Genomic DNA, 25,505 nt, shown 5'->3' on the forward strand with positions numbered 1-25,505 from the left:
CGCCGCTCCCCTCCGTCTGCTCTGTCGGTGGCGGCGCATACGATGGACGGGTGTCAATCTCCCCCGTCGAGTCCTCCTCCCTCCTCAGCGTCCGTGGTGCCCGTGTCCACAATCTCCGTGACGTCGACCTCGACATCCCGCGCGACTCGCTGGTGGTCTTCACCGGCCTCTCCGGGTCCGGCAAGTCGTCCCTCGCCTTCGACACGATCTTCGCCGAGGGCCAGCGCCGCTACGTCGAGTCGCTCTCCGCGTACGCGCGCCAGTTCCTCGGCCAGGTCGACCGGCCCGACGTCGACTTCATCGAGGGCCTGAGCCCCGCGGTCTCCATCGACCAGAAGTCGACCAACCGCAACCCGCGGTCCACGGTCGGCACCATCACCGAGATCTTCGACTACATGCGACTCCTCTGGGCCCGCATCGGCGTCGCCCACTGCCCCGTCTGCGGGGAGCGCATCTCCCGCCAGACCGTGCAGCAGATCGCCGATCAGCTCATGGAGCTCGAGTCCGGCACGCGGTACCAGATCGTCAGCCCCATCGTGTCGCAGAAGAAGGGCGAGTTCGTCGACCTGTTCGCGGAGCTCGCCTCCGGAGGGTACTCGCGCGCCATCGTGGACGGGGAGCTCATCCAGCTCAGCTCGCCGCCCAAGCTCAAGAAGCAGTACAAGCACGACATCTCCGTGGTGGTCGACCGCCTCGTCGCGAACGACGACATCCTCGGGCGCCTCACCGACTCGCTCGAGACGGCGCTGCGCCTCACCGACGGCATCGTCATGATCGACTTCGTCGACGTCGAGGGCCCCGGAGGGCTCCGCACGTACTCGGAGAAGCTGTCCTGCCCGAACAACCACCCCATCCAGCTCACCGAGATCGAGCCGCGCACCTTCTCCTTCAACGCGCCGTTCGGCGCCTGCCCCGAGTGCTCCGGCCTCGGCACGCGCATGTCGGTCGACCAGGAGCTCCTCATCGGCGACGAGTCGCTGAGCATCGCCGACGGCGTCATCCTGCCGTGGACCACGCAGGGCAAGGGCCTGTTCCAGTACTACGAGAAGCTCCTGGCCGGCCTCGCCCGCGACCTCAAGTTCTCGCTCACCACCCCCTGGCGGAAGCTGTCGGAGGAGGTCCGCGAGGCGGTCCTCCGCGGCAACGACTTCGAGGTGCAGGTCAAGTGGAAGAACCGCTACGGCCGAGAGATGACCTACTCGTCCGGCTTCGAGGGCGTCATGCCCTACATCGAGCGCCAGTTCGCGCAGGCGGAGACGGACAACCAGCGGGCGCGCTGGGGCGAGTACCTGCGCGAGATCCCGTGCCCGGTCTGCGACGGCAAGCGCCTGAAGCCCGAGGTCCTCGCGGTGCTCGTGCACGGTGCGAACATCGCCGACGTGGCCGAGATGAGCCTCTCGGACGCCCAGGCGTTCATGGCGCAGCTCGAGCTCACGGACCGCGAGGCGCACATCGCCGCCCAGGTGCTGCGGGAGATCCGGGTGCGCCTGGAGTTCCTCATCGAGGTCGGCCTCAACTACCTGAACCTCGCGCGGGCGGCCGCGTCGCTCTCGGGCGGCGAGGCGCAGCGCATCCGCCTGGCCACGCAGATCGGCTCGGGCCTCACGGGCGTGCTGTACGTGCTCGACGAGCCGAGCATCGGCCTGCACCAGCGGGACAACCGGCGGCTCATCGAGACGCTCGTCAAGCTGCGCGACCTCGGCAACACGCTCATCGTCGTCGAGCACGACGAGGACACCATCCGCACGGCCGACTGGGGTCGTCGACATCGGACCGGGCGCGGGCGTGAACGGCGGCAAGGTCGTCCACTCCGGCTCCTACGAGGGGCTCCTCGAGAACCGCGAGTCGCTCACGGGCGACTACCTCGCCGGGCGCCGCGCCATCGCCACGCCGACCAAGCGCCGCAAGATCGACCGGAAGCGGCAGATCCAGGTGGTGGGGGCGCGGGCCAACAACCTGCAGAACGTCAGCGCGTCGTTCCCGCTCGGCACGCTCACGGCCGTCACGGGGGTCAGCGGATCCGGCAAGTCGTCCCTCGTCAACGACATCCTCTACCGGGTGCTCGCCAACGAGCTCAACGGCGCCCGCAAGGTGCCGGGCAAGCACTCGCGCGTCACGGGGCTCGAGAACCTCGACAAGGTCGTCCACGTCGACCAGAACCCCATCGGCCGCACCCCCCGCTCGAACCCCGCCACGTACACGGGCGTCTTCGACCGGATCCGCACCCTCTTCGCCGAGACGACCGAGGCGAAGGCCCGGGGCTACCTCCCCGGCCGCTTCAGCTTCAACGTCAAGGGCGGGCGCTGCGAGGCGTGCTCGGGCGACGGCACCATCAAGATCGAGATGAACTTCCTGCCCGACGTCTACGTGGCCTGCGAGGTCTGCGGGGGAGCGCGCTACAACCGCGACACGCTCAGCGTCCACTACAAGGGCAAGAGCATCGCGGAGGTGCTCGACATGTCCATCAGCGAGGCGGCGGAGTTCTTCGAGCCCATCCAGGCCATCCACCGCTTCATGAAGACGCTGGTCGACGTGGGCCTCGGCTACGTGCGGCTCGGCCAGAGCGCCACCACGCTCTCCGGCGGCGAGGCGCAGCGCGTCAAGCTGTCCACCGAGCTGCAGCGCCGCTCGAACGGCCGCAGCATCTACGTGCTCGACGAGCCGACCACAGGCCTGCACTTCGAGGACGTGCGGAAGCTCCTCCTCGTGCTCAACGGGCTGGTCGACAAGGGCAACACGGTCATCGTCATCGAGCACAACCTCGACGTCATCAAGTCCGCCGACTGGCTCATCGACATGGGCCCCGAGGGCGGCGCGGGCGGCGGCACGGTGCTGGCCACCGGCACGCCCGAGCACCTCGCCACGGTGCCCGAGAGCTACACCGGCGGCTTCCTCCGCGAGGTGCTCGAGGCCGAGGCCGAGGCCGCCGGGGCCACGCGTGCGCGCGAGGAGCGCGCGGCCGTCTGATGGCCCGCACCGACACCGTCGGCTACCGCCCGGCAGCGGGGGAGATCCCCACGTCGCCGGGCGTGTACCGCTTCCGCGACGCGGCTGGCCGCGTGCTCTACGTGGGCAAGGCCAACAACCTGCGCGCGCGGCTCGCCAACTACTTCGCGCCGCTCGAGAGCCTGCACGAGCGCACCCGCCGGATGGTCACGTCCGCCGCGGGCGTCGAATGGACGGTCGTGGGCAGCGAGTTCGAGGCGCTGCAGCTCGAGTTCACGTGGATCAAGGAGTTCGACCCGCCCTTCAACGTCAAGTTCCGGGACGACAAGTCGTACCCGTACCTGGCGGTGACGCTCGGGGAGGAGTATCCCCGGGTCGTGGTCACCCGCAACCGCAAGATCCGGGGTGCCAAGTACTTCGGGCCCTACACGAAGGTCTGGGCCATCCGCGAGACGGTCGACCACATGCTCAAGGTGTTCCCGATGCGGTCGTGCTCGGAGAGCACCTTCAAGCGCGCCCGTCAGACGAACCGCCCCTGCCTCCTCGGCGACATCGGCCGCTGCGCCGCGCCGTGCGTCGGCCGGGTGTCGGAGGAGGAGCACCGCGAGATCGCGGACGACTTCGTCAGCTTCATGGCCGGCAACGACTCGAAGTACGTGGGCCAGCTCACCCAGCGGATGAAGGACGCCGCGGCGGAGATGGACTACGAGGCCGCCGCCCGGCACCGGGACGACATCGGCGCGCTCGAGGCGGCCCTGTCCAAGACGGCCGTCGTGTTCGACGACCGGGTCGACGCCGACGTGTTCGGCATCGCCGCCGACGAGCTCGCCGCCGCCGTGCAGCAGTTCATGGTCCGCGGCGGACGCATCCGCGGCACGCGCACGTGGGTCGTCGACAAGGAGCTCGACATCGGCATCGGCGAGCTCGTCGAGACCGTCCTGCACAACGCCTACGAGGACGAGGCGCACCCGCCGCGCGAGGTCCTCGTCCCCGAGCTGCCGGCGGATGCGGCCGAGCTCGAGCTGTGGCTCAGCCAGCGCCGGGCCGCCGGGGAGGACGACGGGACGGTGCGGCGCGGCCGGCCGAGCTCCTGGCAGGTCGACCTGCGGGTCGCCCAGCGGGGCGACAAGGCGGCGCTCGCGCAGACCGCGGCCACCAACGCGCAGAACGCCCTCATGCTCTACAAGACGCGACGCAGCTCCGACTTCACCACCCGGTCGAAGGCCCTGGCCGACATCCAGGAGGCGCTCGGCATGCCGGACGCGCCGCTGCGGATGGAGTGCTACGACGTGTCGCACCTCAGCGGCACCAACATCGTCGCGTCCATGGTCGTGTTCGAGGACGGCCTGCCGCGGAAGGACCAGTACCGCCGGTTCAACATCGCGGACTCCACCGACGACACCGAGTCGATCCACCAGGTCATCACGCGCCGCCTCGCGTACCTCGGCAAGGAGGCGGAGGTCCCGGCCGACGCCGCGCCGCCCGAGCTCGGAGAGGCGCCGCCCGTGAACAAGTTCTCGTACAGCCCGAACCTGCTCATCGTGGACGGCGGGCAGCCGCAGGTCGCCGCGGCCCAGCGGGCGCTCGAGGAGTCGGGTGTCACGGGGATCCAGCTGGCGGGCATCGCCAAGCGACTCGAGGAGATCTGGCTGCCGGACTCCGACTACCCGATCATCCTGCCGCGCAACAGCGACGCGCTCTTCCTCATCCAGCGCATCCGCGACGAGGCGCACCGCTTCGCCATCACGCACCAGCGCGCCCGGCGGAAGCGCGACATCACGTCGGTGCTCAACGAGATCCCCGGCCTCGGCCCTTCGCGCGTGCAGCGCCTGCTCCAGCAGTTCGGGTCGGTCGCCAAGCTCAAGCAGGCCGAGGTCGACGAGATCGCCGCGGTCCGCACCATCGGCCCCACGCTCGCGCAGGCCGTGTACGAGCGGCTCCGCTCGTGACCCGCGCCCGGGCCGGTGTCGCGGGTCCCACCTAGACTGGATCCACCGACCAGCGCGACGAGAGGTGCATGCCCGCATGAGCGTGGAGATCCCCCAGCAGGACGTCATGATCGTGACGGGGATGTCCGGCGCGGGCCGCTCCACCGTCGGCAACGCCCTGGAGGACCTCGGCTGGTACGTGGTCGACAACCTCCCGCCGCAGATGCTCAAGCCGCTCGTCGAGCTCGCGGGCCGGGCGGGCACGTCGCTGCCCAAGATCGCCGCGGTGGTCGACGTCCGCGGCGGCGACTTCTTCTCGGAGCTGCGGGACGTCCTGCAGACGTTCGGCACGGGTCCGCGGCTGCGGGTCCTGTTCCTCGAGGCCACGGACGCGGCGCTCGTGCGGCGCTTCGAGCAGGTGCGCCGACCGCACCCGCTGCAGGGCAACGGCACGCTGCTCGACGGCATCGCCGCCGAGCGCGCCCGCATGATCGAGATCCGCGAGGCGAGCGACATCGTCATCGACACGTCCGAGCTCAACATCCACCAGCTCGCCACGACCATCACCGAGCAGTTCAGCGGGGCCGACGACGCCGGCGTGCGCGTCACCGTCATGAGCTTCGGCTTCAAGTACGGCACGCCCGCGGACGCCGACATGGTGGCCGACATGCGCTTCCTGCCGAACCCCTTCTGGACCCCGGAGCTCCGCCCGCTGACCGGCCGCGACAAGGCCGTCAGCGACTACGTGCTCGGCCAGGAGGGGGCGGAGGAGTTCGTCCACGCCTACGCCGGCGCCCTGGCCCCGGTGCTCGCCGGCTACCAGCGCGAGAACAAGAGACACGCTACGATCGCTATCGGCTGTACCGGCGGCAAGCACCGCTCGGTCGCCGTCGCCGAGGAGCTCTCCAGCCTCCTCCGCGCCCTTCCCGGCGTCGCTGTCAGCACCAAGCACCGCGACCTCGGCCGGGAGTAGGGCACCCATCTCATCAAGGGAGTAAGCATTTGCCTCTGACCTCGGACGTCAAGGAAGAGCTGTCACGCGTCGAGGTCAGCAAGACCACGGTGAGGGCCGCCGAGCTGGCCACCATCCTGCGCTTCTCCGGCGGTCTGCACCTCATCTCGAACCGCATCGCGGTCGAGTCCGAGCTCGACACCCCGCTCCTCGCCCGCCGCGTCCGCAAGGACCTCGCGGAGCTCTACGGGGTCCGCAGCGACATCTCCGTCATCCCCGCGTCCGGCATGCGCCGCGCCACCCACTACCTGGTCCGGGTCATGGAGGGCGGCGAGACCCTCGCCCGCCAGACCGGCCTGCTCGACGCCCGGCGCCGCCCCATCCGCGGGCTCCCCAACCGCCTCACGACGGGCTCCCGGGAGGAGATCGCGGCCGTGTGGCGCGGGGCGTTCCTCGCCGCCGGGACGCTGACGGACCCCGGCCGCTCGGCGGCGCTCGAGGTCACCTGCCCCGGCAACGAGGCGGCCATGGCGCTCGTCGGCGCCGCGGGTCGGCTCGACGTGAGCGCGAAGGCGCGCGAGGTCCGCGGCGTGCACCGCGTCGTCATCCGCGACGGCGACGCCATCGGCCAGATGCTGCGGGCCATGGGCGCCCAGGGCACGGTCGTGAACTGGGAGGAGATGCGCCAGCGCCGCGAGGTGCGGGCCACCGCCAACCGGCTCGTCAACTTCGACGACGCCAACCTGCGCCGTTCCGCCCAGGCCGCCGTCGCCGCGTGCGCGCGCGTGGAGCGCGCCATGGAGATCCTCGGCCCGGACATCCCCGAGCACCTCAAGTACGCGGGCGACCTGCGCCTGCGCTTCCGCGACTCCAGCCTCGACGAGCTCGGCCACCACGCGGACCCCCCCATGACGAAGGACGCGGTCGCGGGCCGCATCCGCCGGCTGCTGGCCATGGCCGACAAGAAGGCCGTCGACGAGGGCCTGCCCGGCACCGACGCGAACCTGCCCGCCGACCTCGACGACGTCTGATCGCGCGCCGTCCGGTGCGGACGCCGGGCGTCATCCGGCCAGGTGGCGCGGGGGGCCGCCGGACTAGACTCGATCCGTCACCCACCCCCGGCCTCTGGCCGGGAGCCCCCGGGCAATGAAGAGGAGATACACCTATGGCTGACTACACTCTCGTCGACCTCCCGTACGACTACTCGGCCCTCGAGCCGAACATCAGCGGCCGCATCATGGAGCTGCACCACGACAAGCACCACAAGACGTACGTCGACGGCGCGAACACCGCCCTCGTCAAGCTGCAGGAGGCGCGCGACGCCGGAGACCTGACCTTCGTCAACAAGTTCCAGAAGGACCTCGCGTTCAACCTCGCGGGCCACGTGAACCACACCGTGTTCTGGAACAACCTCAGCCCGGACGGCGGCGACAAGCCCACCGGCGAGCTGGCCGCGGCCATCGACGAGTTCTTCGGCTCGTACGACAAGTTCCAGGCGCACTTCACCGCCTCCGCCCTCGGCATCCAGGGCTCCGGCTGGAGCATCCTCGCGTGGGACTCGCTCGGCCAGAAGCTCATCATCGAGCAGCTGTACGACCACCAGGGCAACCTCGCGGCGGGCACCGTCCCGATCCTCCTGCTCGACATGTGGGAGCACGCCTTCTACCTCGACTACGTCAACGTCAAGGCGGACTACGTCAAGGCGTTCTGGAACATCGTCAACTGGGCCGACGTGCAGGCGCGCTTCGAGGCCGCCCGCACCAAGACGCAGGGCCTCTTCCTCCTCTCGTAGCCGCATCCGGGGGCGGCCGGCCGGGAGACCCCGGCCGCCCTCGGATCCGCACGCCAGGCTCCCCGAAGACCCTCCACCACCCACCGCCGCCCCCGAGCGCGCAGAACATCAGGAGAACACGTGACCGTCAAGATCGGCATCAACGGCTTCGGCCGCATCGGCCGCAACTACTTCCGCGCCGCGCTCGCCAAGGGCAGCGACATCGAGATCGTCGCGGTGAACGACCTCACCGACAACAAGGCGCTCGCGCACCTGCTCAAGTACGACTCCGTCAACGGCCGCCTGGACGCCACCGTCGAGCTGGACGGCGACAACATCGTCGTCAACGGCAAGGCCATCCGCGTCCTCGAGGAGCGCGACCCCGCGAACCTCCCCTGGGGCGAGCTCGGCGTCGAGATCGTCATCGAGTCGACCGGCCGCTTCACCAAGGCGGAGGACGCGCGCAAGCACATCGCCGCCGGCGCCAAGAAGGTCCTCGTCTCCGCGCCCGCCACGGGCGACAACGTCGCGACCCTGGTCCTCGGCGTCAACGAGGGCACCTACGACCCCGCCACGCACGACGTCATCTCCAACGCGTCCTGCACCACCAACTGCCTCGCGCCCCTCGCCAAGGTCTTCCTCGACGAGTTCGGCATCGAGCGCGGCCTCATGACGACGGTCCACGCGTACACCGCCGACCAGAACCTGCAGGACGGCCCGCACAGCGACCTCCGCCGTGCCCGCGCCGCCGCGCTCAACATCATCCCCACGTCGACGGGTGCCGCGAAGGCCCTCGGCCTCGTGATCCCCGAGCTCGTCGGCAAGCTCGACGGCTACGCGCTGCGTGTGCCCGTGCCCACCGGCTCGATCACCGACCTCACCATCGAGACCACGGCGAACGTCACGGTCGAGCAGGTCAACGCCGCGTACAAGGCCGCCGCCGAGGGCCCCCTCAAGGGCATCCTCAAGTACACCGAGGACCCCATCGTCTCCAGCGACATCGTGAACGACCCGCACTCCTCGATCTTCGACGCCGGCCTCACCAAGGTCATCGGCTCGCAGGTCAAGGTCGCGTCCTGGTACGACAACGAGTGGGGCTACTCCAACCGCCTCGTCGACCTCACCGAGTACGTCGCCGACCGCCTGTAACCGGCCGTGGCACTCCGCACCATCGACTCCCTGGGGGATCTCCGGGGACGCCGCGTCATCGTGCGCTGCGACCTCAACGTCCCCCTGAAGGACGGCGTGATCGGCGACGACGGGCGCATCCGCGCCTCGCTGGGGACCCTCACGGGTCTCCGCGAGGCCGGCGCCCGCGTCGTCGTGATCTCGCACCTCGGCCGTCCCGACGGCACGCCCGATGAGAAGTACAGCCTGCGGCCCGTCGCAGCCCGCCTCGGCGAGCTGCTCGGAGTCGACGTCGCCTTCGCCGCGGACACCGTGGGCGACTCCGCCGCCGCGGCCGTCGCGGCCCTCGGCGACGGCGACGTCGTCGTGCTCGAGAACCTCCGCTTCCACGCGGAGGAGACGAGCAAGGACGAGTCCGTGCGCCGCGGCTTCGCCGAGCGGATCGCCGAGCTCGGCGACGCGTTCGTCTCCGACGGCTTCGGCGTCGTCCACCGCAAGCAGGCCAGCGTGTTCGAGCTCGCGTCCGCGCTGCCCAGCGCGGCCGGCTCGCTCATCGCCAGCGAGCTCGAGGTCCTCGACCGGCTGACGGAGAACCCGGAGCGGCCGTACACGGTCGTCCTCGGCGGATCCAAGGTGTCGGACAAGCTCGGCGTCATCGGCCACCTGCTGCCGCGCGTCGACTCGCTGCTCATCGGCGGCGGGATGCTGTTCACGTTCCTCAAGGCCCAGGGCCACGAGGTCGGATCCAGCCTCCTCGAGGAGGACCAGGTCGAGACCGTCCGCGGCTACCTGGCCGAGGCCGAGGAGCGGGGCGTGAAGATCGTGCTCCCGACCGACGTGGTCGTCGCCGACGGGTTCTCCGCCGACGCCGCGCACGAGGTCACCGGCGCCGACGCCATCGAGGGGACGCCCGCGGGCGCGAAGGGGCTGGGGCTCGACATCGGGCCCGAGACCGCCGACGCGTTCGCGACGATCATCCGCGGCTCGACGACCGTGTTCTGGAACGGCCCCATGGGCGTCTTCGAGCTGGAGCCGTTCGCGGCCGGCACGAAGACGGTCGCCGACGCGCTCACGCGCGTCGAGGGACTGTCCGTGGTCGGAGGCGGCGACAGCGCCGCGGCCGTCCGCGCGCTCGGATTCGATGATGACCGCTTCGGTCACATCTCGACCGGAGGCGGCGCGAGCCTCGAGTTCCTCGAGGGGAAGCGCCTGCCGGGACTGGAGGTCCTCGGATGGCAGTGACCGATCGCCCGCAGGGGCGCACGCCCCTCATCGCGGGCAACTGGAAGATGAACCTGGACCACCTCCAGGCCATCGCCTTCGTGCAGAAGCTCGCATGGAGCCTCAAGGACGCGAAGCACGACTACGCGGAGGCGGAGGTCGCGGTGTTCCCGCCGGCCACCGACATCCGCAGCGTGCAGACGCTCGTCTCGGCCGACAAGCTCGAGCTCGCGTACGGCGCGCAGGACGTCTCCGAGCACGAGTCCGGCGCGTACACGGGGGAGATCTCCGCGGCGTTCCTGGCGCAGCTCGCATGCCGCTACGTGATCGTCGGGCACTCCGAGCGGCGCACGCTGCACGGCGAGACCGACGAGCAGGTGGCGGCGAAGTCCGCGGCGGCCGTCACGCACGGCATCGTCCCGGTGATCTGCGTGGGCGAGACCGCGGCCGACCTCGAGGAGCACGGCGCGAGCGCCGTCCCCGTGGCCCAGCTGCGCGTCGCGCTGCAGGGGCTGCCGAAGGGCGCCGATGTCGTCGTCGCCTACGAGCCGGTCTGGGCCATCGGGTCCGGGCAGGCCGCGACGCCGGAGCAGGCCCAGCAGGTCGCGGCGCCGCTGCGCGCCGTCGTCGCCGAGCTCCTCGGCGACGAGGCCGCGAAGGCCACGCGCATCCTCTACGGCGGCTCCGTCAAGTCCGGCAACATCGCGGGGTTCCTCCGCGAGCCGGACGTCGACGGCGCCCTCGTCGGCGGCGCGAGCCTGGACGTGCAGGAGTTCTCCGCCATCGCGCGGTTCCGCTCGCACGTCGGCGTCTGAGCCGCACGCGCATCCCGAGCCGTCCGCGCCCCACCGGGTGCGGACGGCTCGCCGCATCCAGCCTGCCGCTATAATCGACAACGGCCCATCGGCCGATCACGGTCGACTCGGCCACAGCACCGCGCACCCGAAAGGCCGCACGTGGAAATCCTCCAGGTAGTCCTGCAGGTGGTTCTGGGAATCACCAGCCTCCTGCTGACCATGCTCATCCTCCTGCACAAGGGGCGGGGCGGCGGTCTGTCCGACATGTTCGGGGGCGGCACCACGTCGAGCCTCGGCTCGTCGGGCGTGGCCGAGCGGAACCTGAACCGCATCACCGTCATCCTCGGCCTGATCTGGGTCACGTGCATCGTGGTCCTCGGGCTGATCACCAAGTTCGACACCGGATTGTAGGGAGCAGCCACATGGCATCAGGAGGAAGCGCCATCCGCGGTTCGCGCGTCGGCGCGGGCCCCATGGGCGAGCAGGACAGGGGCTTCCACGCGGAGCGCATCTCGATCTCGTACTGGGACGCCCTCGGCAACGAGACCGTCCGCCACTTCGCGGCGAACCTGCCAGAGGACGAGATCCCGGTCACCATCGACTCGCCGCAGTCGGGTCTCCCGGCTGGGCGCGACAAGGCGAACCCGCCGTCGGTCGCCAAGCTGGAGCCCTACAAGACGCACCTCGCGTACGTGAAGGAGCGTCGCAGCGAGGAGGAGGCGAGCCAGCTCCTCGAGGAGGCGCTCGAGCAGCTCCGGGCGCGTCGCGGGACCGTCAAGGCCACGAAGTAGGTCCCCGCTCCCATCTCGTCGAACGCCCCCGTCCGTGAGGACGGGGGCGTTCTGCATGCGGTCGCGGGCGGTCGCACGGGCGGACGACGAAGGGCGGGTCCCGGAGGACCCGCCCTGTGTCGTGCTCGCGCCGGTGCGCCCGGCGCCGTCGTCAGTAGGACGACAGCATCAGGTTCTCCGGCACGTCCGCGGCCGCTTCGCGGTCGATGAAGAACACCGTCCGCTTGCGGCCCTTGATGCCCGCGACGGGCACCTCGGTGCGGTCGGCACCCGCGAGGGCGAGACCCAGCGCGAACGCCTTGTCCGGCCCGGCGAGCACCATCCAGATGCGCAGCGACGAGTTCAGCACCGGGAGCGTGAGCGAGATGCGCTCGGCCGGCGGCTTGGGGGAGTTGCGCACGGGGATCACCGCGGCGTCCATCGTGCGGATCCCCTCGCTGTCGGGGAAGAGCGACGCCACGTGCCCGTCCGGTCCGACGCCGAGGAACGTGATGTCGAAGCGGGGGAGGCCGGAGTCGCCGTTGGCGTGCTCGGCGAGCTCCGCGCGGTACGCCGCGACGGCCTCCTCCAGGCTCAGACCCTGGTCGCTCGCGCCCATGGCGTGGATGTTCGCCGCGGGCACGTCGATGTGGTCAAGCAGGGCGTCGCGCACCGTGGTGTCGTTGCGCTCCGGGTCCCCCTGGGGCAGCCACCGCTCGTCGCCGAACCAGAAGTGGACGCGGGTCCAGTCGACGCTGTCGCGCGCCGCGGACTCGTTGACGGCCGCGAGGATGCTCGGGCCCACCGTCCCCCCGGTGAGGACGACGTTGGCCGCCTCCTCCTCATCCAGGATGTCGACGAGCTTCGTGAGGAAGCGCGCGGCGACGGAGCCGGTCATGGCCTTCTTGTCGGGGTGCACGAGCACCCTGCGGTCGTTCGTCATCAGTCGTCCGAGTCCTTCCGTGCGGTCGTCGACGCGGTGATGTAGCCGTGGCCCGCCGTCGCCCGCTCGAGGCCGTGACGGATCACGTCCCCGTAGAGGGAGTCGGGGTCGAGGCGCCGCAGCTCCTCGGCCAGGCAGTCACGGAGGCTCCGGCGGGGCAGGCTCACATCGTGCGTCGGCTGGTTGGGCTGCTTGAGCGTCGCGACGTTGGCGATCGGCCGGTCGAGGTCGATGACCCCCGACGCGCGGTGGAGCCGCACGCCGTGGATCCCGCTCGAGCCGGTGGCCCGGGTGGTGACCTCGTGCAGCACGGGCACCTGCAGCTGCAGTCCGAGCCACGCCGCCAGCAGCACGGTGGAGGGGGAGTCGGCGGCGCCGGACACCTCCACCTGCGTGACGGGCTCGTACGGCGGCTGGTCGAGCACCGCCGCGAGGAGCGCCCGCCACAGCGTGAGGCGCGTCCACGCGAAGTCCGTGTCGCCGGGGGCGTACGTCTCCGCGAGGTGCTGCAGGGTCACGCGCGGGTTGCTGCTCGTGGACGAGTCCGTGATGCGGCGCTGCGCGATGCGGCCGAGCGGCGACTGGCTGACCACCGCGGGAGCGTCGTGCGGCCACCAGGCGACGACGGGCGCGTCGGGGAGGAGGAGGCCGGTGACCAGGCTCTCCTCGTCCTCGGCGGCCGCACCGTACACGCGGAGGACGACGACCTCGCTCGCGCCGGCGTCGCCGCCCACGCGGATCTCGGCGTCGACCCGGGCCGTCTCGGTGGTCGTCTCCCGGGCGGCTCCGCGCTCGGTCGAGATCACGATGACGCGCATGGGGTGCTCGCGCGACGCGTCGTTGGCGGCCTCGATGGCCTCCTCCTCGCTGCCGAGCGACGTGGAGATCACGAGGGTCAGGACGCGGCCGAGGGCGACGGCGCCGCCCTCCTCGCGGATCTTGACGAGCGCCTTCGAGATCTTGGCGGTGGTGGTGTTCGGCAGATCGACTCTCATGGCCGCCTCCAGGTCCGTCCGTCGCGGGCGAGGAGCTCGTCGGCCGAGGCCGGCCCCCAGGTGCCCGGACGGTACTGCTCGGGCTGGCCCTGCGTGCGCCAGAATTCTTCGATGGGGTCCAGGATCTTCCAGCTCAGCTCGACCTCCTGGTGGCGGGGGAAGAGCGGCGGGTCGCCGAGCAGCACATCGAGGATGAGCCGCTCGTACGCCTCCGGGCTCGCCTCGGTGAAGGCGTGGCCGTAGCCGAAGTCCATGGTGACGTCGCGCACCTGCATCCCCGCGCCCGGCACCTTGGAGCCGAAGCGGATGGTGACGCCCTCGTCGGGCTGCACCCGGATGACGAGCGCGTTCTGCCCGAGCGCCGAGGTCTGGTCCTCCGCGAACAGGTTCTGCGGGGCGCGCTTGAACACGACCGCGATCTCCGTCACGCGGCGGCCGAGGCGCTTGCCCGCCCGCAGGTAGAAGGGCACGCCCGACCAACGGCGCGTGTTGATGTCGAGCCGCATGGCCGCGTAGGTCTCGGTCGAGGACTGGGGATCCATCCCCTCCTCGTCGAGGAAGCCCACGACCTCCTCGCCGCCCTGCCAGCCGCCGGCGTACTGCCCGCGGGCGGTGGCGGTGGACAGGTCCTTCGGCAGGCGCACCGCCGACAGCACCTTCTCCTTCTCGTCCCGGAGGCTCGACGCGTCGAACGCGACGGGCTCCTCCATGGCAGTGAGGGCGAGGAGCTGCAGGAGGTGGTTCTGGATCACGTCGCGGGCCGCGCCGATGCCGTCGTAGTACCCGGCTCGTCCGCCCACGCCGATGTCCTCGGCCATGGTGATCTGCACGTGGTCCACGTAGTTGGCGTTCCACAGGGGCTCGTACAGCTGGTTCGCGAAGCGCAGCGCCAGGATGTTCTGGACCGTCTCCTTGCCCAGGTAGTGGTCGATGCGGAACACCGAGTCCGGCGGGAAGACCGACTCGACGACCGCGTTGAGCTCGCGGGCCGTCGTGAGGTCGCTCCCGAAGGGCTTCTCGATGACGACGCGGCGCCAGTGACCCTCCTTCTGGTCCGCGAGGCCCGAGCGGCGGAGCTGCTCGGTGACCAGCGGGAAGGACTTCGGCGGGATCGACAGGTAGAACGCGTGGTTGCCCATCGTGCCCCGCTCGCGGTCGAGCTCCTCGGTGATGTCCTTCAGCGTCTGGAACGCCTCGTCGTCGTCGAAGGTGCCCTGCACGAAGCGGATGCCCTGCGCCAGCTGGCGCCAGACGTCCTCGTCGAACTTGGTGCGCGAGTACTGCTTGACGGCCTCGTACACGACCTGCTCGAAGTCCTGGTCCTCCCAGTCCCTCCGGGCGAAGCCGATGAGCGCGAAGCCGGGGGGCAGGAGCCCCCGATTGGCGAGGTCGTAGACGGCCGGCATCAGCTTCTTGCGCGACAGGTCACCCGTCACGCCGAAGATGATGAGGCTGCTCGGCCCCGCGATGCGGTTCAGCCGACGATCGGCCGGGATCCGCAGGGGATTGAATTCCGGGGTGATATCCACCGGCGACATGTAACTCCTCGATCTGCCGGACGGATCCGGCGATGCGGTCATTCGAGCGTCGAGAGCAGGGCCCGGGCGTCCGTGGTGGGGTCGGTCAGGTTCAGTCGCAGGACCGGACGGCCGTGCTCGGCGAGCACGGTGGCGTCGCCGGCGGCCTGGGCCTGGATGAGCTCGCCGAAGGTGAAGGGCCGGTCGGGGATCGCCAGATCCTCGGCCGCGTCCGCGGTGATCTGCAGGAACACGCCGACGGGGGTGCCGCCCTTGTGGAACTGCCCCGTGGAGTGCAGGAAGCGGGGTCCCCAGCCGAACGTGACCGGACGTCCGACCTTGCGGGCGACGGCGTCGCGGAGGCGCTCGAGCTCGGGGAGGGCGAGGCGGTCGACGAAGGCCTGGACGGCCACGTATCCCGTGGGGCCGACCTGCGCGAGCAGGGCGTCGATGGCGGACGACACGTCGGTCGCGCCCTCGGTGACCTCGCTCGTGCCGCGCACCTCGATGCCGTCCGTCGTGACGACGGGGGCCTCGGGGGCGGGACGGTCGTCGAGCAGGCCGCGCGCGGCGACCTTGGCGGCCTCCACGTCGGGCTGGTCGAAGGGGTTGATCTCCAGCAGGCGTCCCGCGACGGCGACCGCGTACTCCCACGTGAGGATCTGCGCGCCGAGCGTGCCGCTGATGACGATCTCGCCCTCGGCCGCCTCGTGCGCGTCGACGTCGGCGACGAGCCGCGCGATCTGCAGGTCGGCGAGGTCGAGGCCGAGCTCGGGCGCGTCGGTCGGCAGCACGACGGGCAGGAGGCCCGTGCCGAGCTTGCCGGTGGACTCCGCGATGAGCTGCTCGACCCAGTCGCCGAAGCCCACGATGTGCGTGCCGTCGGAGACGATGCCCAGCTTGTCCTTCAGCGGCGAGGTGCCGGCGATCGCGGCGCCGAGCACGAGGCCCGGGTTCGACACGTCGTCGACGGCGAGCTGCGCCGACGCGGCCTCGGCCTCGTCGAGCAGGCCGGAGATGTCGGCGCCGGCGAGGCCGGACGGCACGAGGCCGAACGCGGTCAGCGCGCTGTAGCGGCCGCCCACGTCGGGGTCCGCGTTGAAGACGCGGTAGCCATCGGCGCGCGCGGACTCGTCGAGCGGGGAGCCCGGGTCGGTCACGATGACGATGCGCGCGGTCGGGTCGATGCCCGCCTCGCGGAACGACTTCTCGTACACGCGCTTCTGGCTGTCGGTCTCGAGCGTGGAGCCTGACTTCGACGAGATGACGACGGCCGTGGTCGCGAGGCGGTCGCCGAGGGCGGCGAGCACCTGGCCCGGGTCGGTCGAGTCGAGGACGGTGAGCTCGACGCCCGCGGTGCGGGTGATGACCTCGGGCGCGAGCGAGGATCCGCCCATGCCGCCGAGGACGATGTGGTCGACGCCCTGGCCGCGGAGCTCCTCGCGGAGCGCCGTGATCTCGGCGACGAGGGGACGCGAGACGGTGACCGCCTGCGTCCAGCCGAGGCGCTTCGTGGCCTCGGACTCGGCGTCCGGGCCCCACAGCGTGCCGTCGAGCCCCGTGATGCCGGAGGCGACGTGCGCCTCGACGAGCGCGGGGACGTGGGTCTCGACGGCCGTGGCCGCCGCGCCGCTCAGCGCGATGCGGACGCTCACTGGGCGCCGTCCAGGGCGTTGGTGACGGTCTCGATGAGCTCGCTCCACGACACCTTGAACTTCGCGACGCCCTCCTCCTCGAGGAGCTCGGTGACCTCCTTGTAGGAGATGCCGAGCGCGTCGACGCGGTTGAGCACGTCGTTCGCGGCGTCGTAGGAGCCCGTGATGGTGTCGCCCTCGATGACGCCGTGGTCGAAGGTCGCGTCGAGCGTCTTCTCGGGCATCGTGTTGACGACGTCCGCGGCGACGAGCTGCGTGACGTAGAGCGTGTCGGGCAGGTCGGGGCTCTTGACGCCCGTCGAGGCCCAGAGGGGGCGCTGCTTGTTGGCGCCGGCGCCGAGGAGGCCCTGGGCCCGCTCGGACGCGAAGGACTGCTCGAACGCCTGGTAGGCGAGCTGCGCGTTGGCGACGCCGGCCTTGCTCTTGAGCGAGGTGGCCTCGTCGGTGCCGAGCGCGTCGAGGCGCTTGTCGATCTCGGTGTCGACGCGCGACACGAAGAAGGACGCGACCGAGTGGATGGTGGACAGGTCGATGCCCGCCGCCTTGGCCTTCTCGAGGCCGGTGAGGTACGCGTTGATGACCTCGCGGTAGCGCTCGAGCGAGAAGATCAGGGTGACGTTGACGCTGATGCCGGGCGCCGATGACCTCGGTGATCGCCTCGAGGCCCTCGCGGGTGGCGGGGATCTTGATCATGACGTTGGGCTCGGCGATCTTGTCCCAGAGCTTGTGGGCCTCGTCGATCGTGGCCTGGGTGTCGTTGGCGAAGTCGGGGGAGACCTCGATGGAGACGCGGCCGTCGAATCCGGCGGTGCGGTCGTAGACGGGGCGGAAGATGCGCGCGGCCTCGCCGACGTCGCGGGTGGTGATCTCGAAGACCGCGCGGTCGACGTCGGCGCCGTCGGCCGCGAGCTCGCGGACCTGGGCGTCGTACGCCTCGCCCTTGGCGAGGGCCGACGCGAAGATGGTGGGGTTCGTGGTGATGCCGACGACGTCGCGCTCGGCGATCACCTTCTCGATGCCCTTGGCATCGATGCGCTCGCGGGACAGGTCGTCGAGCCAGATGCTGACGCCCGCGGCGGAGAGCTGCGCGGTGGGGGAAGTGGTGTCGGTCATGTTGCCTTCTTCATGCTGGTTGTGAGGTACAGGGGGAGGGGCGGGTCCGCCGCCCCTCCCGGGACCCGTCCGGCCGCCTGTGAGGCGGGTCGGTCGGGGCGAGCCGGCGGGGAGCGGAGCAGCTCGGCCGCCCCGCTCCTCGTCAGCTTCTAGAGGGAGGCGATGGACTCCTTGGCGGCGGCCACGACGGCCTCCGTCGTGATGCCGAACTCGCGGTACAGGACCTCGTACTCGGCGCTGGCGCCGAAGTGCTCGATCGAGATGCTGCGGCCGTGGTGCCCGACGTACTGCTTCCAGGAGAGCGAGACGCCCGCCTCGACGGAGACGCGCGCGGCGACGGCCTCGGGGAGCACGTGCTCCTTGTACGCCGCGTCCTGCTCCTCGAACCACTCGAGGCTCGGGGCGCTGACGACACGGGCCTGGACGCCGTCCGCGGCGAGGGCCTCGCGGGCCTCGACGGCGAACTGGACCTCGGAGCCCGTGGCGATGAGGATCACGTCGGGCGTGCCCTCGGTGTCCGCGAGGATGTACGCGCCCTTGGCGACGCCGGCGGCCGAGGCGAACTCGGTGGCCGTGGCCTCGCCCGCGCCGCGCTCGAGGACGGGCAGGTTCTGGCGCGAGAGCGCGATGCCGGCGGGTCCCATGCGACGCGTGAGGATGGCCTTCCACGCCTGCGCGGTCTCGTTGGCGTCCGCGGGGCGGATGACGTCGAGGCCCGGGATGGCGCGGAGGCTGGCGAGCTGCTCCACCGGCTGGTGCGTCGGCCCGTCGCCGCCGAGGGCGACCGAGTCGTGCGTCCAGACGAAGATCGACGGCGCCTTCATGAGCGCGGCGAGACGGACCGCCGGGCGCATGTAGTCGCTGAAGATGAGGAACGTGCCGCCGAAGGGGCGCGTGTTGCCGTGGAGGACGATGCCGTTGAGGATCGCGCCCATGGCGTGCTCGCGGATGCCGAAGTGGAGGACGCGGCCGTAGGGGTCGCCCTTCCACATGTCGGTGGAGCGCTCGGCCGGCACGAAGGACGGCGCCGACTCGATGGTCGTGTTGTTCGACTCGGCGAGGTCGGCGGAGCCGCCCCACAGCTCCGGCATGACCTCGGCGATGGCGTTGATGACCTTGCCCGACGCGGCTCGCGTGGAGACGGCCTTGCCTGCCGGGAACACGGGGAGCGCGTCGTCGAGGCCCTCGGGGGCGTCGCCCTTGAGGACGCGGTCGAGCAGCGTCTTGCGCTCCGGGTTCGCCTCGGCCCACGCGGCGAGCTTCTCGTCCCACTCGCGGTGCTGCTCCTGGCCGCGCTCGACCGCCTGGCGGGTGTGCTCGAGGACGCCGTCCGGCACCTCGAAGCTCTTCTCGGGGTCGAAGCCGACGATCTCCTTGACGGCCGCGAGCTCCTCGGCGCCGAGGGCGGAGCCGTGGATCTTGCCCGAGTTCTGCTTCTTCGGGGAGGGCCAGCCGATGATCGTCTTCAGGATGATGAGCGACGGCTTGCGCGTCTCGGCCTTGGCGGCCTCGACGGCGTCGAACAGCTCCTGGACGTCCTCGACGTACTCGCCGGTCTTCTTCCAGTCGACGAGCTGGACGTGCCAGCCGTAGGACTCGTAGCGCGCGGCGACGTCCTCGGTGAAGGCGATGTCGGTGTCGTCCTCGATCGAGATCTGGTTGCTGTCGTAGATCGCGATGAGGTTGCCGAGCTCCTGGTGCCCCGCGAGGGAGGAGGCCTCGGAGGTGATGCCCTCCTGCATGTCGCCGTCGCCGGCGATCACGTACACGAAGTGGTCGAAGGGGCTCTCGCCGGCCGGGGTCTCCGGGTCGAAGAGGCCGCGCTCGTAGCGGGCGGCGTAGGCGAAGCCCACGGAGGAGGCGAGGCCCTGGCCGAGGGGGCCGGTGGTGATCTCGACGCCGTCGGTGTGGCCGTACTCGGGGTGGCCCGGGGTCTTGGAGTCCCACGTGCGGAGCGCCTGGAGGTCCTCGATCTCGAGGCCGTAGCCGCCGAGGAAGAACTGCGTGTACTGCGTGAGCGAGCTGTGGCCCACCGAGAGGATGAAGCGGTCGCGACCGATCCAGGTGCTGTCGGACGGGTCGCGGCGCATGACCTTCTGGAAGAGGAGGTAGGCCGCCGGGGCCAGGCTCATGGCGGTGCCGGGGTGACCGTTTCCGACCTTCTCGACCGCGTCCGCGGCGAGGATCCGTGCGGTGTCGACCGCCTTGCTGTCGATGGGGTCCCATTGCAATGCTGCCACTTGGTTCTAGCCCTTCTGAAGATGGGGGAGGCCCAGCCGGACCGCCTATCAGTATAGGGAACACCCACTTGCCCCTCGGTGTTCCGGCGGCCCTCGTGACGGGCCCCGCGCGGCTCGGCTCGCAGGTGCCGTGGCCTACCATGGGGAGGGAATGTCCGGCGAGTTAGAGGTGCGATGAACGTTGCGGTGCAGAGTCGGGTCGATCGGGAGACGATCGGCGTGGCGAGGAAGACCAAGGCGTACGTCGCACTGACGAAGCCGCGCGTCATCGAGCTCCTGCTCGTGACCACCGCGCCCGTCATGATCCTCGCGCAGGGCGGCCTCCCGGACCTCTGGCTGGTCCTCGGCGTCCTCATCGGCGGCACGCTCAGCGCCGGCAGCGCGAACGCCTTCAACTGCTACATCGACCGCGACATCGACCGCGTCATGAAGCGCACGCAGCGCCGCCCCCTCGTCACCGGCGAGCTCACCGACCGCGAGGCCCTGGTCTTCGCGTGGATCATCGGCGTCGCCAGCATCGTGTGGCTCGGCGTCATCGCGAACTGGCTCGCCGCCGCGCTCTCGCTCGCCGCGATCCTCTTCTACGTCTTCGTCTACACGCTGTGGCTCAAGCGCCGCACGCCGCAGAACATCGTGTGGGGCGGGGCCGCGGGCTGCATGCCCGTCCTCATCGGCTGGGCGGCCGTCACGGGCGACATCTCATGGGCGCCCGTCATCCTCTTCATGATCGTGTTCCTCTGGACCCCGCCGCACTACTGGCCGCTGTCCATGAAGTACCGCGACGACTACGCCTCGGTCAACGTGCCGATGCTCGCCGTCGTCCGCGGCCGCGCCGCCGTGGGCCTCCAGACGATCCTGTACGCGTGGGCCACGCTCGCCTGCTCGCTCCTGCTCATCCCGGTCGCCGACATGGGCCTCGTCTACACGCTCGCGGCCCTCGCGGGCGGCGGCTGGTTCGTGTACGAGACGCACCGCCTCTACGACCTCGCGGTGCGGCACGAGCCCATCAAGCCGATGCGCGTCTTCCACGCGTCCATCTCGTACCTCTCGCTGCTGTTCCTCGCGGTCGGCATCGACCCGCTGCTCCCGTTCTGATCCGCGCGGTCCCCGCGTCGCGCTGAGTCCCCGCGGACGCCCGACGGTCCCACGCCCGTGAGCTCCGCGGAGTCCCGCTGACGCCCGCTGGCCGAGCTGCTCATGACCGGTCTCCGCACCGCCCGGGCATCCCCGTCCCGCCGGACGCGACGACGCCCGCCTCGAGCGGTGCTCGGGCGGGCGTCGACGGACGGGGAGGGGGTTCAGCCCACGTGGGCGGACCGCCGCACCTCGGCGGGCGTGATGCGGAGCGTGTCGGCGCGCCGCGTCGTGCTCAGCAGCGTCGCCGTCATGGCGGAGGCCAGCAGGCAGGCGAGCACCATGTGGAGCCCCACCAGGAACTCCGGGAGTCCCGTGCGCGCCTGGATGAGGCCGACGGCGATCTGCGCCAGCTCCACCCCGAGCAGCACCCGGGTCCAGCGCGACACGACGGTCCAGCGGTGGCGCGCGGCCAGGACGACGAGGACCACGGTGAGCCCGAGGGTCGCGTAGGCCGGCCAGCTGTGGACGTGCTGCAGCAGCTCCGGGTCCAGGCCGTTGCGCGCCGCACCCTGGTCGCCCGCGTGGGGACCGGACCCCGTCACGACGATGCCGACGAGGATCGTGATCCCGACGACGACCGCCGTGGCCCGGGCGATCCGGAGGAACGACGCCGGGACGGAGCGCTCCGCCTCGTCGAGCCGGTGGTAGGTGCGCCACACCAGCACGGTCGACAGCACCACGAGCACCACCGACACGACGAAGTGCAGGCCGACGATGTAGGGGTTGAGGCCGGTGAGCACGGTGATGCCGCCGATCACTCCCTGCGCCGGGATCCCGAGGCCGATGGCCAGCGCGATCGAGAAGAGCCCGCGGCCGCGGTTCCGGAGGCGGAGCACGGCGAGGAACGTGGCGATCGCGACGATCACGAGCAGGAAGGTGAGGAGCCGGTTGCCGAACTCGATGACCCCGTGGACGCCCATCTCCGGCGTGGAGACGAAGGAGTCCGCGGTGCAGCGCGGCCAGGTGGGGCAGCCGAGGCCCGAGCCCGTGAGGCGTACGAGCCCGCCCGTGCCGACGACGAGCGTCTGCACCACCAGCGTCGTCCAGACGAGGAACCGCGTCGTGCGGGTGATCCCGTCCGGCAGCCGCTCCCGCAGCCGCCTCGCGACCATGGTGGTCTGACCTAGCACGCTCCCACTGGGAAGACTGCCCCGCATCGGTGCCGTGAGTCACTGCCTGCCTTCCGCGCCCGCTGGATTGCCCGTAGAATCGGGTGGTTCATGGAACACGTCGGGGCTTGCAGCATCCGGCACGTCAGCGAGGACGGCGGGAACAAGTCCACCCGCGTTCGTGTTCATCCTAAGAGGGGTGCGAGGCGTGAAGCCGCCGCATCCCGGACACCCACAGTCTTCCTCTCGTCACCGAAGCGGCGTCGCCGTGCGGGGGAATGCCGATACGGCGCTGATACGCCCAGATCGTCAGGAAAGCAGGTAGCCATGTCAGATGTGCTCATCGACCGACCGGAGCTCGAGAGCCTGGGGCAGTACGAGTTCGGCTGGTCCGACTCCGATGTCGCCGGTGCCTCCGCCAAGCGCGGCATCTCGCCCGAGGTCGTCGCGGACATCTCGCGGCGCAAGAGCGAGCCCGAGTGGATGCTCGCCAACCGCATGAAGGGCTACGAGCTCTTCGGCAAGAAGCCCATGCCGACCTGGGGTGCCGACCTGTCCGGCATCGACTTCGACAACATCAAGTACTTCGTGCGCTCCACGGAGAAGCAGGCCCAGACGTGGGACGACCTGCCCGACGACATCAAGAACACGTACGAGCGGCTCGGGATCCCCGAGGCGGAGCGCCAGCGCCTCGTCTCCGGCGTCGCGGCCCAGTACGAGTCCGAGGTCGTCTTCCACTCGATCCAGAAGGACCTCGAGGACCAGGGCGTCATCTTCATGGACACCGACACGGCACTGCGCGAGCACCCGGAGCTGTTCAAGGAGTACTTCGGCTCCGTCATCCCCGCGGGCGACAACAAGTTCGCGGCGCTGAACACGGCCGTGTGGTCGGGCGGCTCCTTCGTCTACGTGCCCAAGGGCGTCCACGTCGAGATCCCGCTGCAGGCCTACTTCCGCATCAACACGGAGAACATGGGCCAGTTCGAGCGGACGCTGATCATCGCGGACGAGGGCAGCTACGTCCACTACATCGAGGGCTGCACCGCGCCCATCTACAAGTCCGACTCGCTGCACTCCGCGGTCGTCGAGATCATCGTGAAGAAGGACGCCCGCGTCCGCTACACGACCATCCAGAACTGGTCGAACAACGTCTACAACCTCGTCACCAAGCGCGCGACGGCGGCCGAGGGCGCGACCATGGAGTGGATCGACGGCAACATCGGCTCCAAGGTCACGATGAAGTACCCCTCCATCTACCTCATGGGCGAGCGCGCCAAGGGCGAGACCCTGTCGGTCGCGTTCGCGGGCCCCGGCCAGCACCAGGACGCCGGCGCGAAGATGGTGCACATGGCGCCGTACACGCAGTCGTCGATCGTCTCGAAGTCCATCGCCCGCGGCGGCGGCCGTGCCGGGTACCGCGGCGAGATCCGCGTGGACGCGGCGGCGCACCACTCCGCCAACACCGTCCGCTGCGACGCGCTGCTGGTCGACACCATCTCGCGGTCCGACACCTACCCGGCCATCGACATCCGGGTGGACGACGTCCAGCTCGGCCACGAGGCCACCGTCTCCCGCGTCAGCGAGGAGCAGCTGTTCTACCTGATGAGCCGGGGCATGCCCGAGGACGAGGCCATGGCCATGATCGTCCGCGGCTTCATCGAGCCCATCGCCCGAGAGCTGCCCATGGAGTACGCGCTCGAACTCAACAAGCTCATCGAGATGGGCATGGAAGGATCCGTCGGCTAGATGACGACCCCACTCGCCACCACAGAAGCCGTCGCCCCCATCGGCAACGGCGCCCGCGCGCACACCGACGGGGGGTGGGGCGTCATCCCCATCCAGACCCGCTCCGAGCGCTTCACCTCCACCGATGTCGAGGCGTTCGACGCGGTCACCGGCCGCGAGGCCGTCTGGAAGCTGACGCCCGTCCGCCGTCTCGACGACCTCATCTCGGGTGAGCTCGACGGCTCGCGCTACCCGGTCACCAGCACCGAGGCCGCGGGCACGTCAGTCTCGTGGATCCCGCGGGACGACGCGCGCGTCGGCACCGCCGGGGCTCCCGAGGACCGCGCGGCCGCGAACGCATGGTCGTCCTTCGGCGAGGCGCTCGCCATCGAGGTCTCGGGGGAGGAGCCGGTCACCGTCACGGTCGGCCGCTCCGAGCTCGGCTCCGCGCCGCGTGCGGCGCACACCGTCATCACGGCCGCGCCGTTCAGCCGCGGCGTCGTCATCCTCGACAACGCCGGCTCCGCATCGCTCGCCGAGAACGTCGAGATCGTCGTCGGCGACCAGGCCGAGCTCACGGTCGTCAGCGTCCAGCAGTGGGACGACGAGGCGCGCCACCTCGCCGCGCACCAGGCCGTCGTGGGCCGCGACGCGAAGCTCAAGCACGTGGTGGTGACGCTCGGCGGCTCCATCGTCCGGGTCAACCCCTCGGCGCACCTCTCGAACGAGGGCGCGGACGGCGAGCTCCTCGGCGTGTACTTCGCCGACGCCGGCCAGCACCTCGAGCAGCAGGTCTACGTCGACCACGATGCTCCCAACACCCGCAGCCGCGTCACCTACAAGGGCGCGCTGCAGGGGAAGGGCGCCCGCACGGTCTGGGTCGGCGACGTGCTGATCCGCCGCTCCGCGCCCGGCACCGACAGCTACGAGCAGAACCGCAACCTCGTCCTCACGGACGGCACGCGCGCCGACTCGGTCCCGAACCTCGAGATCGAGACCGGCGACATCGCCGGCGCCGGTCACGCGAGCGCCACCGGCCGCTTCGACGACGAGCAGCTGTTCTACCTGCAGGCCCGCGGGATCACGGAGGAGGAGGCGCGTCGCCTCGTCGTCCGCGGCTTCCTCAGCGAGATCGTGCAGCAGATCGGCGTCCCGGACCTCGAGGAGCGGCTCCAGGCCGCCATCGAGGCCGAGCTGTCCGGCACGACCACGGGCGCGGTGGCCCGATGACCGCCGTCCGCATCTGCGCCGTCGACGAGCTCGGGGAGAACGAGGCGCTCCGGATCGAGATCGAGGGCCTCGCCATCGCGCTCGTCAAGGACTCGTCGGGCACGGTCCACGCCATCGGCGACACCTGCACGCACGGCGACATCTCGCTGGCCGAGGGCTTCGTCGAGGGCGACACCCTGGAGTGCTGGGCGCACGGGTCCAAGTTCTCCCTCGAGACGGGCAAGCCGCGCACGCTGCCGGCGTACGAGCCCGTCCCCGTCTACCCCGTGTCCATCGTGGACGGCGACATCCACATCGACACCACCCCGAAGAGCTAGAGGAACGCACC

The 25,505-nt window shown here is 70.6% G+C and carries 19 protein-coding genes and 2 pseudogenes; 14 read left to right on the plus strand and 7 right to left on the minus strand.

Translation table 11 applies throughout. The features are described from left to right. Positions 1–50: 50 nt before the first annotated feature. The 10 genes and pseudogenes from uvrA (at position 51) to QFZ62_RS01250 (ending at position 11,534) form a co-directional block, all read left to right on the plus strand. Positions 51–2,967, plus strand: a pseudogene (gene uvrA, locus QFZ62_RS01205) (excinuclease ABC subunit UvrA). Further along, a complete protein-coding gene (gene uvrC, locus QFZ62_RS01210; protein WP_307500943.1) occupies positions 2,967–4,895 on the plus strand; it encodes an excinuclease ABC subunit UvrC in 1,929 nt (642 codons plus the stop codon). Before uvrA ends, uvrC begins: the two are co-directional and overlap by 1 nt. A 76-nt stretch (positions 4,896–4,971) precedes the next feature. Next, a complete protein-coding gene (gene rapZ / locus QFZ62_RS01215) occupies positions 4,972–5,847 on the plus strand; it encodes an RNase adapter RapZ (RefSeq protein ID WP_307500944.1) in 876 nt (291 codons plus the stop codon). Between the two features lie 29 nt (positions 5,848–5,876). After that, positions 5,877–6,857, plus strand: coding sequence for a DNA-binding protein WhiA (gene whiA / locus QFZ62_RS01220; RefSeq protein WP_012299318.1), 981 nt, complete (start codon positions 5,877–5,879; stop codon positions 6,855–6,857). 134 nt (positions 6,858–6,991) lie between these two features. After that, positions 6,992–7,618, plus strand: a complete 627-nt coding sequence (locus QFZ62_RS01225) for a superoxide dismutase (protein ID WP_307500945.1) — start codon at positions 6,992–6,994, stop codon at positions 7,616–7,618. 120 nt (positions 7,619–7,738) lie between these two features. Continuing rightward, entirely contained in the window at positions 7,739–8,746 is a 1,008-nt protein-coding gene (gene gap, locus QFZ62_RS01230) for a type I glyceraldehyde-3-phosphate dehydrogenase (RefSeq protein ID WP_307500946.1), read from the plus strand. 6 nt (positions 8,747–8,752) lie between these two features. Beyond that, positions 8,753–9,967 (plus strand): phosphoglycerate kinase, encoded by a 1,215-nt coding sequence (gene pgk / locus QFZ62_RS01235; protein WP_307500947.1) that lies wholly within the window; start codon positions 8,753–8,755, stop codon positions 9,965–9,967. Continuing rightward, positions 9,958–10,761, plus strand: a complete 804-nt coding sequence (gene tpiA / locus QFZ62_RS01240) for a triose-phosphate isomerase (protein WP_307500948.1) — start codon at positions 9,958–9,960, stop codon at positions 10,759–10,761. The genes pgk and tpiA overlap by 10 nt, the downstream gene beginning before the upstream one ends. A gap of 141 nt (positions 10,762–10,902) precedes the next feature. Further along, positions 10,903–11,154 carry a preprotein translocase subunit SecG gene (gene secG, locus QFZ62_RS01245; protein WP_012299313.1) on the plus strand — a complete coding sequence of 84 codons (252 nt, stop codon included), beginning with the start codon at positions 10,903–10,905 and terminating at the stop codon, positions 11,152–11,154. Between the two features lie 11 nt (positions 11,155–11,165). After that, positions 11,166–11,534: an RNA polymerase-binding protein RbpA gene (locus tag QFZ62_RS01250; protein ID WP_307500949.1), complete on the plus strand. Its 369-nt coding sequence runs from the start codon at positions 11,166–11,168 to the stop codon at positions 11,532–11,534. Positions 11,535–11,685: 151 nt separating this feature from the next. Here QFZ62_RS01250 and pgl read toward each other — a convergent pair whose 3' ends face one another. The 6 genes and pseudogenes from pgl to tkt form a co-directional block, all read right to left on the minus strand. Further along, complete coding sequence (pgl, locus tag QFZ62_RS01255; protein WP_307500950.1) at positions 11,686–12,456, minus strand: 6-phosphogluconolactonase; 771 nt, start codon at positions 12,454–12,456, stop codon at positions 11,686–11,688. Beyond that, positions 12,456–13,451 carry a glucose-6-phosphate dehydrogenase assembly protein OpcA gene (locus QFZ62_RS01260; protein ID WP_307500951.1) on the minus strand — a complete coding sequence of 332 codons (996 nt, stop codon included), beginning with the start codon at positions 13,449–13,451 and terminating at the stop codon, positions 12,456–12,458. The genes pgl and QFZ62_RS01260 overlap by 1 nt, the downstream gene beginning before the upstream one ends. Continuing rightward, positions 13,448–14,989 carry a glucose-6-phosphate dehydrogenase gene (gene zwf, locus QFZ62_RS01265; RefSeq protein WP_307500952.1) on the minus strand — a complete coding sequence of 514 codons (1,542 nt, stop codon included), beginning with the start codon at positions 14,987–14,989 and terminating at the stop codon, positions 13,448–13,450. The genes QFZ62_RS01260 and zwf overlap by 4 nt, the downstream gene beginning before the upstream one ends. A 38-nt stretch (positions 14,990–15,027) precedes the next feature. Continuing rightward, the gene (locus QFZ62_RS01270) at positions 15,028–16,623 is read right to left on the minus strand and encodes a glucose-6-phosphate isomerase (protein ID WP_307500953.1); all 1,596 of its coding nucleotides are present in this window, start codon (positions 16,621–16,623) and stop codon (positions 15,028–15,030) included. Further along, positions 16,620–17,736: pseudogene (gene tal, locus QFZ62_RS01275) on the minus strand (transaldolase). The gene QFZ62_RS01270 and the pseudogene tal overlap by 4 nt, the downstream one beginning before the upstream one ends. Positions 17,737–17,885: 149 nt before the next feature. Then, a complete protein-coding gene (tkt, locus tag QFZ62_RS01280) occupies positions 17,886–19,976 on the minus strand; it encodes a transketolase (RefSeq protein WP_307500954.1) in 2,091 nt (696 codons plus the stop codon). A 174-nt stretch (positions 19,977–20,150) separates the two neighbouring features. On the opposite strand from tkt, the gene QFZ62_RS01285 reads away from it, so the two are divergent. Continuing rightward, positions 20,151–21,071 carry a heme o synthase gene (locus QFZ62_RS01285; protein WP_307500955.1) on the plus strand — a complete coding sequence of 307 codons (921 nt, stop codon included), beginning with the start codon at positions 20,151–20,153 and terminating at the stop codon, positions 21,069–21,071. Positions 21,072–21,274: 203 nt separating this feature from the next. Here QFZ62_RS01285 and QFZ62_RS01290 read toward each other — a convergent pair whose 3' ends face one another. Next, positions 21,275–22,243 (minus strand): heme A synthase, encoded by a 969-nt coding sequence (locus tag QFZ62_RS01290; protein WP_307500956.1) that lies wholly within the window; start codon positions 22,241–22,243, stop codon positions 21,275–21,277. A 306-nt stretch (positions 22,244–22,549) separates the two neighbouring features. Between QFZ62_RS01290 and sufB the strand changes: the two genes are divergently transcribed. From sufB to QFZ62_RS01305, 3 genes are read left to right on the plus strand one after another with little or no spacing between them, the layout of a single operon-like run. After that, positions 22,550–23,968 carry a Fe-S cluster assembly protein SufB gene (sufB, locus tag QFZ62_RS01295; protein WP_307500957.1) on the plus strand — a complete coding sequence of 473 codons (1,419 nt, stop codon included), beginning with the start codon at positions 22,550–22,552 and terminating at the stop codon, positions 23,966–23,968. Further along, positions 23,969–25,177, plus strand: a complete 1,209-nt coding sequence (gene sufD, locus QFZ62_RS01300; protein ID WP_307500958.1) for a Fe-S cluster assembly protein SufD — start codon at positions 23,969–23,971, stop codon at positions 25,175–25,177. Further along, a complete protein-coding gene (locus QFZ62_RS01305; protein WP_045528105.1) occupies positions 25,174–25,494 on the plus strand; it encodes a non-heme iron oxygenase ferredoxin subunit in 321 nt (106 codons plus the stop codon). Before sufD ends, QFZ62_RS01305 begins: the two co-directional genes overlap by 4 nt. The last annotated feature ends 11 nt before the right edge of the window (positions 25,495–25,505 follow it).

The sequence above is a fragment of the Clavibacter sp. B3I6 genome (assembly GCF_030816895.1).
GTDB lineage: Bacteria > Actinomycetota > Actinomycetes > Actinomycetales > Microbacteriaceae > Clavibacter.